Here is a 12,119-nt window from a genome sequence, read left to right on the forward strand (position 1 = left end):
AAATCATCCAGGGAGAAGCGCACGCCTACTTTGCATAATGTATTCATGGTATCAATGGCTTGGTCAACATCATGCAGCAACAAGCTTTCTGTCAGCTCAAGCTTAAGCAGCGTGGGGTTTACATTAAAGCGCTGCAAGGCAAGCTTCACTTGGTCCACAAAGTAGGCTTGCGTAAATTGTCTGGCACTCACATTGATGGATAAACTCAACTCGCGTGTGTGAGGTTGTTGTTGCCAATCACGTAATTGCGCACAGGCGGTGTTGATGACCCAATCGCCTATCGGCAATATCAGGCCTGTTTCTTCACTCAGGGGAATAAACTCTATAGGTGAAATAAATCCGCGCTCAGGATGTACCCATCGAATCAAGCTTTCTGCCCCCACCGCTTTACCTGATGCATCCACCTGCACTTGATAAAACAGTTTGAATTGATCTTCCCTAATGGCTACGTTCAGTTCCTCTTCGAGTAAAGCTCTCGCATTGATCACTTCTTGCATGTGCGGATCATAGAAGCGAATGATATCTCCGCCTTCTTTTTTGGCTTGATACATCGCAATATTTGCCTGCTGCAACAACTCCTCAACCATCGATTCCTTGCGGTTAAACAGCGTGACACCCACGCTTGAGGTACAAATATATGGATTTTGCTCAAGCTGGTAAGGCTTGTTTAATTCAATGAGGATTTTGTTGGAGATAGCCCTGGCTTGGGCAGCGGCCTCAAGATTGCGCGTACTCAGTGCTTGCAGGATGATGACAAAGTCATCACCGCCGATGCGGGCCACTGTGTCCGCTGCACGTAAACATGCCGCGATACGCTCGGCCACTTGCTGCAGAAGCAAGTTGCCATAATCATGTCCTATGGTGTCATTCAGTGTCTTGAAGTTATCCAGGTCCAGATAGAGTACTGCACCCTCCTGGCCAGTTCGGAGGCTGGTGGATAAGGCTTGCTGAAGACGATCTACCAGGAGTTTTCTATTAGGTAGCTTTGTAAGCGGATCATAAAATGCAAGTTCATTCATCTCACTTGCACGCTTCTCCTTTTCATCATTTTGGAAAGCAAGCTCTTTGTTCGCTGCTATCAAATCGGCAGCGCGCTTGCTCTTCTCCTTATTTTGAAAGGCCAGTTCTTTATTGGCAACAATCAGTTCAGCGGCTCTTTTACTTTTTTCTTTATTTTGAAAAGCTAATTCTTTATTGGCAATTACCAGTTCAGCCGCACGGTTTTCTTTCTCTTGATTCTGGTATGCCAATTCGCGATTGGCGATGACTAACTCGGCTGCACGTTTCTCTTTTTCTGAGTTCTCATAAGCTAATTCAACATTTGCGATTGCAAGTTCTGCCGCCCGTTTTTCTTTTTCTTCATTCTGAAAAGCAAGTGCTTTATTGGCGGCAACTAATGCCGAATTTGCTGCTTCAAGAGCGGAATACTTTACCTCTAACGTTTGTGCTGATGCGCTCAATTCAGGTCAGCCAGATGAAAAGGCCACTGATTGAGCGGTGTGGGATGTATGAGATGAAGGGACTTGCCATGCGGATAACGCACTCTAGTAAGCATGATAACTTTCAGTTTTTATTATTTATGTAAATTTTGACCGATATTATCTAGTATGCAGAATGAATAAATACAGGCTTTACTGATACTAGGCTTATGACGGCTTATATGCAAGTGATCTTGTTCTCAGAAAAAATAATTGGCGGTTATATTGTCGTGGTGTAGGAGCAGGGTTTGCCCAGACTTAAACTGCCTCCGATAAGTAGAGAGCACAACGTTCAGAGGAATACCGGACCTGAACAATTTCAATTTAACCAAGTCATACCTTTGTTGACGACTTGTTACAACACATGTAATTTGTGTGCTATTCACTCAATTTATTATATTAATGAACCTACATCCAGAAAAAATCGATTTGGCAAGCACAGGCATAGAAGGCTTGGATGCTGTACTTAAAGGCGGACTGCCGGCTGGTCGTTTTTACCTGCTCGAAGGTGCTCCTGGCTCTGGAAAAACGACTGTTGCTACACAGTTTCTGATAGAAGGTCTGGCGAAAGGTGAGAAAGTTTTATACGTTACCTTGTCAGAAACTGCTGAAGAATTGTATGCAGTAGGTGAATCACATGGATGGAATTTAGAAGCCATGCCGTTATTTGAGCTAGCGCAGGCAGATGTTGCGCTGAGTTTCGATCGTGAACAGAGTATCTTGCATCCTTGGGAAGTTGAGCTTTCTGAAACCATTAAATTGATCACTGACAAGGTTGAACAGATAAAACCGAGTAGGGTCGTGTTTGATAGCCTGTCAGAAATGCGATTGTTGGCGCAAGACTCATTACGTTACAGACGCCAGCTATTAATGCTCAAGCAACATTTTGCCTCGAAAAAAATCACCGTTTTACTCGTTGATGATATGACGGGCAACGCTGGCGAACGTGACGTGCATCTGCACAGCCTTTGTCATGGAGTGATCACACTAGAACGAAAAACTTTGGAGTTCGGTGGTGCCACCAGAAGACTACAAGTCCAAAAGCTGAGAGGTGTTGACTTCAATGCCGGCTTTCACGATTTTGCTATAAAAAAAGGTGGCGTAGTTGTTCATGCAAGATTGATTGCCTCTAAATTTCATACCCCGTTCGTGGGTGAGCCAGTTGGATCTGGAATAGATGAATTAGACAAATTACTGGATGGCGGCATGCTAAGAGGAACCACTACACTCATTACAGGCCCTTCTGGCAGTGGTAAAACCAATATTGCCCTTCAGTATGTTGCAGAAGCCTGTAAGCGGGGTGAGCGAGCTGTCATCTATGAATTTGATGAGCGGATCGGCACACTTTTAACGAGATCAAAACTCTTGGGATTTGATCTCCAACAATATATAGATTCTGATCAACTTCATATCAGGCAAATGGATCCTGCCGAAATTACTCCAGGTGAATTTGCCTGTATAGTCAAAAAAGAAGTCGAAGAGTGTGATGTGAAAATGATAGTGGTGGATAGCCTGGCAGGTTATATATCCTCTATGCCACAAGAAAAACAATTACTCCTGCAAATTCATGAAATGCTGTCTTATCTTAACCAACAAGGAATCGTGACGTTACTCATCAACCCGCAACAAAGTCTGGTGGGTACGATGTCAGTGACGGGACTGAATGTTAGCTATGTGGCCGACGCTGTGATTCTGCTACGGTTCTTTGAATTTGAAGGCAGGATCAGAAAAGCCATATCCATCATCAAAAACCGTGGTGGATCTCATGAAGATACCATCCGTGAACTGAGGGTTGACTCGCAAGGATTGCGCGTTGGTGAAGTGTTAGATAAATTCAAAGGGGTTTTAACAGGTGTGCCAGACTACACAGGTAAGTCCGACCAATTATTAGAACCTCGTACAGATGAACCCCAATAGTTTAGTGGGTAAGTGCACTGTACTCATTTTAGCTTCACTTGGTCGGGATGCAGAGTATTGTCAAACATTATTATCCAGTGCTGGAATTGAAGCTCAGGTAGTTCATTCTGTTAATGAGTTAGCGCTTGCGGTTAACGATGATACGGGTGCTATTTTGTTAACCAGCGAATCTATAGCGCGAATAGATCTTAATGTATTGATTGACGCCTTAAATGCGCAACCAACCTGGTCAGATATTCCTTTTATATATCTGGCGCCAGCCAGACAAATATCTTCTCATACAAACAGTGTTGCAGTTCGCAGTTTGTTACCCGAAAGAATCTCCAACGTAATGGTGCTTGAAAGACCGTTAAGTAGAGAGTCTCTTATCAGTGCCGTAAAATGGGCATTAACGGCAAGATTAAGACAGTATGTAATACGTAATCAACTCGAAGAACTTAGTCAATCGGCAGAACGACTTCGCGACTCTAATGAGCGTATTGATTTGGCATTAAGTTCTGGCACAGTGCTGGGGACCTGGGTTTGGGATGTCAAAAATGATCTGCTGACGGGAGATGAGCGATTAGCTAAAACCTTTGGCACCAGTCCATATGCGTTAAAGAATGGCGTGGCTGTTGATTCGTTTGTACAGTTAGTCCACCCTGAAGACCAAGACTATTTGAATCATATGATTTCCGAAACAGTGAAAACTGGAGGAATTTATCGCGCTGAATATCGCGTTAAAAATGAAAATGGCAGTTGGCGCTGGGTTGAAGCAAATGGCAATTGTGAATTGGACACCCAAGGGGTTGCAGTAAGGTTTCCTGGCGTTTTAATAGATATAGATAAGCGTAAGAATGCTGAAGAATCTTTAAAGCAGAGTGAAAGTGAACTTCGCTTAGTCACAGATTCTTTACCTGTATTGATTGCCTTTATCGATATGGAAGGCCGGATAAAGTTTGTGAATAATGCGTGCGAGAATTGGTTTTATAAGCATGCAAGTGAACTGATTGGTTGTCAAATCGAAAGTTTTTTAGTTGAAAGAACGAATGCAGTTTCTTTAACGCATATAGCTAATGCACTAAGTGGCGAAGATATTCATTGTGAGCTTACCTGGCCGCATTTAGACGGTAAAAGAAGAGAAGCGGAAGTGCGTTTTTTACCCCGAGTAGCCAAAAGTACTTTCATTGATGGTTTCCATTTATTCGTGATGGATATCACCGATCGAAAAATTGCTGAAGAAATTTCGCACCAATCTCAAATCGTTTTAGAAGAGCAAGTTGCTGAACGTACTTTAGCATTACAAACAGCAATGGATGAGCGGTTAAAGATTGAAGATACATTAAGGCAGTCGCAAAAGATGGAGTCTGTCGGACAGCTAACTGGTGGCATTGCGCACGATTTCAATAATTTACTTCAAGGCATCACCGGTTCGCTAAACGTCATCAAAAAAAGCCTGCAACTCGGTAAAACTATAGATATCGAACGTTATATTGATAATGCTTTAAGTGCATCGTTTCGTGCGGCTGGATTAACACATCGGTTGTTAGCCTTTTCACGTAGGCAACCTTTAGACCCTAAACCTGTTCAGGTGAATCCTCTCATCAGGTCAATGGAAGATTTATTATTAAGAACTTTAGGCGAAAATATTTTGTTCGAGCTGGACCTGGAAGAGCATCTATGGGAAACGCTTTGCGATATCAACCAATTAGAAAATGCAATTCTTAATCTAGCCATCAACGCGCGGGACGCAATGCCGGATGGTGGTCAGCTGAAGATCAAGACTCAGAATCTGGTTGAGAAAAAATTTGCTAGTCATGATGATGCCGAGTTCATCAGGATTTCTGTCAGTGATACCGGAACAGGCATGACACCTGATGTCGTTGAGCGTGCATTTGATCCATTTTTCACCACTAAGCCGCAAGGTCAGGGGACAGGGCTAGGCTTATCAATGATTTATGGTTTTACCAGGCAGTCTGAAGGATTCAGTAAAATAGAAAGTGCAACAGGTGTCGGCACAACATTGCACCTTTATTTACCCAAATACCAAGTCCAATACAGCGCATTACCGGTCATTGAAGAGAAAATCTTATTGGATTCAGTGACAGCAGACGGGCAAGTGATACTGGTGGTTGAAGATGATGAAATTATCAGAGGACTGGTTGTAGATGCTCTTGAGGATATTGGGTATAAAACGCTTCAAGCAAATGATGGTCCTTCCGGTCTGGATATTTTAAAAAGTAAAGCGTCTATTAATTTACTACTCACAGATATAGGATTGCCCGGACTGAATGGAAGGCAAATTGCAGATGCTGCCCTAGTTGAAAGAGCTGAACTAAAAGTTTTATTTATGACTGGCTATGCAGAAACAGCAATCGCATCTTCTGGATTTTTGCGTGAGGGTATGGCCATGATTACAAAACCATTTGAAATGGAATCCTTGATCATAAAAATAAATGATCTTATTTAATATGCATGGCTATTTATAAAGAAAATTTATAAAGGTGTTTAGTAAATGAGTGCTGATCCATGAAATGTATCAATACTTAAATAAACCTTGCTATATTCCGATGATTGGCTCATAGTGGATGGGCGGTGAATTGCAAGTCCTTTAGTTTTTATCAGTTTAGTTTCTTTCATAAGTTTCTTCTCTTTTTCATTCCTAGTCTTGTTTCTCGCCTAACTTCAGGCAAATGCCTTATTTTTATTTTCAAAAGGAATTAACATGGCTATAGGCAATGTAAAGTGGTTTAACGACGCTAAAGGTTTTGGTTTTATCACTCCAGATAATGGTGGTGCAGATTTGTTCGCACACTTCTCAGCGATTGCTTCAGATGGCGGCTTTAGAAGCCTCAATGAAGGTCAACGTGTATCATTTGATATCGTGGTTGGCGCTAAAGGCGAGCAAGCAGCGAATATCAAGCCGGAATAATCTTCCAGCAGATAAGCAGTGATGCATTGCTTAATCAAAAGCCCAGTGTTACTGGGCTTTTTTACGTCCATCAAAATGAAGTGATGATTAAGCTTTTGGAAACATTCAATATTCATCTTTCCATTCCTTTCAAAATTACGGGTAATTCTCGCTTTATAGCCTCTACATCCAGCCTTTGCCACCATTGCTTGAGTTGTGCTCGCGCATAAGTACTGTTATCTAGCAGAAGGCTGGAGCGTACGGATGCTGCCTGGCATTGATAAGCAAAATTTCACTGCTTAATCTACTTGAATCATTTAAGAGTGATAAACCACATAGGGCTTGGCATCAACCCAAGGTTTACCAAGCAGGCAAATTCCTACAAGGTTTAGAGAAGTTTTCCGATAAATGTTTATCGCAAAAATGGTTAGTCTGATGCTGTTGATACGAAGAAAGCCTCTATCCTAGTGAGCCCTACGCTGGTTATTAACAACAAAACGGCTATGTGAAACATTGCGCGTTCAATAATAAGGTTGCAAAAAAAGGAGAAGTTATGAAGGCATACACATGGAAAATCGTTGCACTTGCATTTGTTCTAACCGCTTGTAAAAGTACACCAACGGATTTATCACATACTGGTAATCCAACATCAAAACAGGAAACCGCAGCAGAGCATGCTGTAGGTGAGAAAGATGAAGGCAGGGCATACAAGATATATGGCGCTTATCTTTCAAACCGCCAGGTATATTTTGATTACAACAGCGATACCCTTAATCCAAAATATAAAAACCTGATTGCAGTACATGCCAAATATTTATTGAATCATCCGCAAAGCAAGATTTCACTGCAAGGTCATTCGGATGAAAGAGGTACGCCAGACTACAACAAAGATCTTGGTTTACGTCGCGCAGTGGCAGTGAAAAATGCATTCAATGCGCAAGGCGTAAAAAATGCGCAACTTGAGACAATCAGTTACGGTAATGAGTTTGCAAGCCGGGATTGTCCTGACGAACATTGCCACAAAATAGATCGCCGTGTGGATATTAACTATGGTGTCAAATAACACTGATTATTGATGCTCAGCTTATAGAAAATCAATTTCGACTAAAGCATAAAACGCCTTGCAGAAATGTAAGGCGTTTTTTTTATGATTAGGTTTTCAACTTTTAGCTTTGATTACTTCTAATCAGTCAGCCTTATGAGTAGAGAAAGTCTTAATAGATAAGTCTGGTTGGGGTTGAGGATAGTATTTTTGTAAAAAAAGAGACTGCTCAAACAGTCTCTTTTTTAACAGTCAGGTTCAGCTTAAACAGCCTGTTTAGGCTTTGTCTCAGCACAGGCTGATTTATCATTTTTGACTGCGGCCATTACTTTACGTGCCATTGTTGTCAAAGCTAATAAAAATAAGATTTTTTTCATTTTGGATCCTTTATAAACAGTGGATTTTCGGGGCTAAATTTATAAATTTAGAACGTGTGTATATTTAATTACACAACCACTCTCAAACGTATCCGACCCAATCTTATTTATACGTAGGAGACTGCTTACCTTATCGCCGTTAGTATTTTTTCACGATTAATGGTCTTCCACCAGGCCAAAAATCTGATGGTAGATAGCCGCAGAGATGTGGACAGCGAATAAGGGATAAATCATCACAGAGATTAAATAGTGGAAACCTAAGATTGTCACGTGGATGGAGGAAGCTTTATCCAGCAATGCAGGCAGTTCAAATACATCAAAAAAGTGCACTGTTTGGCCGCTGGTTAGCAACATCAATATGCCTGCAATGCATTGTGCAATGATGATGACGTATATTGATCTGTGAAGAGAAATAGCTAACAGTTTTTGCCAGGGTTTGATGCTGTAAGAGTAGATAGGATTTGGATTCAGGTTTCGCCATGTCAACCTTGCAATCATCAGCATGAGTAACAAGATGCCGATTGACGAATGCAGGGATATGAATTCCAACTTCTCAGGGCCGGTAGCTAAATCTGAAAACTGGCTGGCTACCACGATGACAGTCAATAGTGTTGCCACACTCGTCCAATGCAACATTCTCGCTATCAAACCATATTGTATTTTCGAGTTTTTAAGATCAATGCCCATAGTTATCAGCCCAGATATTGTTCCCTCTAAAGGCAGTTTATTTGAGGGAATATCTGAGCACTTTAATTGCAGCCATCCCAAAACCAAAGGTGGTTAACGATAAGGTGGTGTAGAGGAACAAGATATATGGCAATGAATGAATCTTAGGCGCTATCGCTAAGACTAGAAACGCTGTCGGGTTGCCGATCGAGCCTAGTGCCATTGGCCAAATGACAAACTTGGGTAAGCTGATTTTTGAAGCGTAAAAACCTAATAACAGCATAGTCATCATCAAGTAGTCTAAATGACCGGAGAGGAGGTTTTCGGTGCTGGTGAATATATTGAGCATGTATGGAATCTTCATGCCTCTGGTCATCACAAGGCACCATGCAAGCACCAACCCGGCAAGCAAAGTGATGCAGGCTGTTCTCAATAAGATGACATTCCCTGCATGTTTATCCTGATTCATTTTATTTCCCCTTGAAATCTTGTTTGTAATAAATAGCCTGATGTCGGCGTGCTTGAGCATGATTGGCAACACCAGCAAGTGGATGATCCAATCAATATGCAGACAGGTCTGTCTAATTATTCTATAAACTTTTTTTACCTAATGCAAGGGAGTTTTGATGAGAGATTACAGATTAGGATTTCATCAATAGGGATAAGCCTTAAGATCAGTTCACCTTGGCTTTTTGTTTTGTGGGTCATGGCGCAAAGGATATAATCCAGCAACCACTTGAGCTTTACACCAATGTAATATTTTCAACTCAGTTCGAGTTATTGGCTCGACTTCTTAAGACTAAGCGCATTGATGTCTATGCTCTTCGCTTATCTTATTTAAATAATTTCCAAGTGCATCTCATAAGCGCATCTAACCTGGTGCCAGATATGCAGCTACTCAATGAAAGTACCCTATGTTTACATTAGAAACGTCATCATCAAAGTTTGACGAGGCAAAAGTTAATCTTTTAAGTGGCTTAACTGTCGCTTTAGCAATGGTGCCAGAAGCCATTGCGTTCGCATTAATTGCGCATGTGTCCCCTTTGACGGGTTTGTACGCGGCAGTATTGGTTTCATTTATTACTTCTGCTTTTGGTGGTCGTCCCGGCATGATTTCTGGTGCAGCTGGTGCTTTGGCTGTGGTGATGGTCGCATTAGTGGTGCAGCATGGTGTGCAATATCTATTTGCCACGATTATTTTGATGGGCTTGTTACAAATACTTTTTGCTGTTGCCAAGCTAGGCAAGTTTATTCGTATGGTGCCGCATCCAGTGATGCTGGGTTTTGTGAATGGCCTGGCAATCGTGATTTTTCTGGCGCAATTCGGGCATTTCAAAACGGTTAGCCCGGATGGCGCCGTTGTGTGGATGTCAGGGCAACCGCTGTACATTATGGTGGGCTTGATCGCTGTCACCATGGCGATCATCTACTTGCTGCCTAAAATTACTAAAGCGATACCATCAACATTAGCAGCGATTATGGCGGTGACAGGCGTGGTCATTTTATGCGGATTAGAAACTAAAACCGTGGGAGACCTGGGTTCGATTGCAGGAGGTTGGCCAAGTTTTCATATTCCAGAAGTGCCATTCAATTTAGAAACGCTGTCTATTATTTTTCCTTACGCGCTGATACTGGCCGCTGTCGGCTTGATTGAAACTTTACTGACCCTGAATCTCATTGATGAAATGACGGATACCAGAGGTCGCCCTAATCGTGAATCCATGGCGCAAGGTGCAGCAAATGTCGTGACTGCATTGTTTGGCGGCATGGGCGGCTGCGCCATGATTGGTCAAAGCATGATCAACATTAATAATGGCGCACTAAAACGACTGTCTGGCATTGCCACATCGGTGTTCTTGCTCTCATTTATTCTGTTTGCCTCTAGATGGATTGAGATGATTCCGTTAGCCGCGCTGATTGGTGTTATGTTTGTGGTGGCTGAAAAAACGTTTGAATGGGGTACTCTTAATTTATTTGGCAAGGTGCCAAAACAAGATGTGTTTGTGGGGCTGTTGGTCGGTGGCGTGACCATTGTGGCTAACCTGGCAATTGCGGTGATTGCTGGCGTGATTGTTTCTGCCTTGATTTTTGCCTGGGAACACGCAAAGAGAATTACAGTGCAGGTTGAAACAGAGAATACCGGCACGCGCGTATATGTTTTGAATGGCACATTATTTTTCGCCTCTGTGGCGAACTTCCAAACCTTATTCAGTATTGCTGAAGATCCACAACATATTGTGATTGATTTTAAACATGCGAGGGTTGTGGATCATTCTGCAATAGTCGCTATTGACGGCTTGGCGGCCAAATATAAAGCTGCCGGAAAAAGATTACATCTGAGGCATTTAAGTCGGGATTGTCAGGCACTGCTTGAAAATGCGAAAGAGATGATTGAAGTGAATATTTCAGAGGATCCTAAATATCCTGTTTCTGATAATAAGCTTGGTTAGAAATTAATTCTCCTATGGAATGCGCTGCGCTTTATACAGCACGTTACTTGACCGCGGTATCTTCAGAAAATTCTTTAGTCTCCGGCATGGCCAGCAATAACAAGGCAAAGGCCGCCGCAGCAATCGCGGCAAGGGTTAAGAAAGCGGCATTGTAACCTGATTGTTGCAAAACTAACCCTGCCAGGCCGGGGCTAAGGGCCGCGCCTAGGCCAAAGACGGTGGAGAGGGCGCCAAGGCTAACGTTAAATCGCCCTGTTCCCTGGGTGAGATCTTTCACAATGATAGGAAACAGGGCACCAAAGATGCCGGCACCGATGCCGTCCAGCAGCTGCACGGTCACTAACCAGTAAGGATCATCGGACAATATATACAAGACACCGCGCAGTGGGAGTATGAGAAAGCCAGCAAGCAGTAAAGGTTTGCGACCCCATATATCGGCTTTGGATCCGACCAGGATAGCCATAGGCACCATCACCAGCTGTGCGGCCACAATACAAGCGGATGTCAGTGGCGTCGCCATCTGTAAATCAATCTGGGCCAGTTTCTGGCTGACAAGCGGCAACATGGCCGCATTTGCCAGGTGAAATAGTGCGCAACAAATGGCGAAAATGATGAGCGGTTTGTTAGTAAGTAATATGCCCAGACCGGAAGCATGTTCAGTACCTGTTGTCGGACTTGGGATTGCGCCTCTCGCAAGGTGATGATCGATTGCTTCTGCAGATATAAAGCTGACAGAAATTACACTGCCGATCGCCATCACTCCCATCAAATAAAAAACGACCGTCGGGCCAAAAAAGTAAGCGAAGCTACCTGCCAAAAGTGCGGCGACGGCATTGCCTGCATGGTTAAATGTTTCGTTGCGACCGGTTCTTTGCGTGAACGCGCGTGGACCAGTGATCCCTAGCGATATGGCAGCGATTGCCGGTGCAAATACTGAGGCAGAGAGGGCGCTAATGGCTTGGGTGAATGCTACCCAGCTGAATGCACTGACAAAGGGAAGCGTGACGCTGCTGATCGTGACCAATAACGCTGCAACCACTATCACGGCGCGTTTGCTATGTGTTTTATCAAGCAAGGCGCCAGCAGGTATTTGGGTGACTAACGCCGTCACTCCTGCAAGCGTCATGACAAAACCGATGCTGGCGGGTTGCCAGTGATGCACGGCTAGCAGATAGATAGCAAGATAAGGACCTAGTCCATCGCGGACATCTGCAAGGAAGAAATTCAGGGCATCTAAAGAAAGTGTATTACGACGGCTGATTGGTTGACTACTCAAGCTAGATTCCTAAATGAATGTGA

At 43.1% G+C, this 12,119-nt stretch carries 9 protein-coding genes; 5 read left to right on the forward strand and 4 right to left on the reverse strand.

Translation table 11 applies throughout. The annotated features are described in order from the left end of the window. The coding region (locus VK958_RS07940; protein ID WP_325240491.1) for a putative bifunctional diguanylate cyclase/phosphodiesterase at positions 1 to 1,460 on the reverse strand (1,460 nt) is incomplete at its 3' end. A gap of 420 nt (positions 1,461 to 1,880) precedes the next feature. Between VK958_RS07940 and VK958_RS07945 the strand changes: the two genes are divergently transcribed. The 4 genes from VK958_RS07945 to VK958_RS07960 all read left to right on the forward strand — a co-directional run bounded on the left by VK958_RS07945 (position 1,881) and on the right by VK958_RS07960 (position 7,348). Further along, positions 1,881 to 3,395, forward strand: a complete 1,515-nt coding sequence (locus VK958_RS07945) for a DUF7125 family protein (RefSeq protein ID WP_325240493.1) — start codon at positions 1,881 to 1,883, stop codon at positions 3,393 to 3,395. Further along, the gene (locus VK958_RS07950) at positions 3,382 to 5,844 is read left to right on the forward strand and encodes a PAS domain S-box protein (protein WP_325240495.1); all 2,463 of its coding nucleotides are present in this window, start codon (positions 3,382 to 3,384) and stop codon (positions 5,842 to 5,844) included. The genes VK958_RS07945 and VK958_RS07950 overlap by 14 nt, the downstream gene beginning before the upstream one ends. A gap of 255 nt (positions 5,845 to 6,099) precedes the next feature. Further along, positions 6,100 to 6,306: a cold-shock protein gene (locus tag VK958_RS07955; RefSeq protein WP_325240497.1), complete on the forward strand. Its 207-nt coding sequence runs from the start codon at positions 6,100 to 6,102 to the stop codon at positions 6,304 to 6,306. Positions 6,307 to 6,838: 532 nt separating this feature from the next. Next, positions 6,839 to 7,348 (forward strand): OmpA family protein, encoded by a 510-nt coding sequence (locus tag VK958_RS07960; protein WP_325240499.1) that lies wholly within the window; start codon positions 6,839 to 6,841, stop codon positions 7,346 to 7,348. A gap of 512 nt (positions 7,349 to 7,860) precedes the next feature. Here VK958_RS07960 and VK958_RS07965 read toward each other — a convergent pair. Next, positions 7,861 to 8,391: a cytochrome b gene (locus VK958_RS07965; RefSeq protein ID WP_325240501.1), complete on the reverse strand. Its 531-nt coding sequence runs from the start codon at positions 8,389 to 8,391 to the stop codon at positions 7,861 to 7,863. Between the two features lie 37 nt (positions 8,392 to 8,428). Then, positions 8,429 to 8,911 (reverse strand): hypothetical protein, encoded by a 483-nt coding sequence (locus VK958_RS07970; protein ID WP_325240582.1) that lies wholly within the window; start codon positions 8,909 to 8,911, stop codon positions 8,429 to 8,431. 373 nt (positions 8,912 to 9,284) lie between these two features. Between VK958_RS07970 and VK958_RS07975 the strand changes: the two genes are divergently transcribed. Further along, a complete protein-coding gene (locus VK958_RS07975; protein WP_325240503.1) occupies positions 9,285 to 10,820 on the forward strand; it encodes a SulP family inorganic anion transporter in 1,536 nt (511 codons plus the stop codon). Positions 10,821 to 10,863: 43 nt separating this feature from the next. Here VK958_RS07975 and VK958_RS07980 read toward each other — a convergent pair whose 3' ends face one another. Beyond that, positions 10,864 to 12,096 (reverse strand): MFS transporter, encoded by a 1,233-nt coding sequence (locus tag VK958_RS07980; protein ID WP_325240505.1) that lies wholly within the window; start codon positions 12,094 to 12,096, stop codon positions 10,864 to 10,866. Positions 12,097 to 12,119: the final 23 nt, after the last annotated feature.

The organism is Methylophilus sp. (genome assembly GCF_035460085.1).
In the GTDB taxonomy this organism is placed as follows: Bacteria; Pseudomonadota; Gammaproteobacteria; order Burkholderiales; family Methylophilaceae; genus Methylophilus.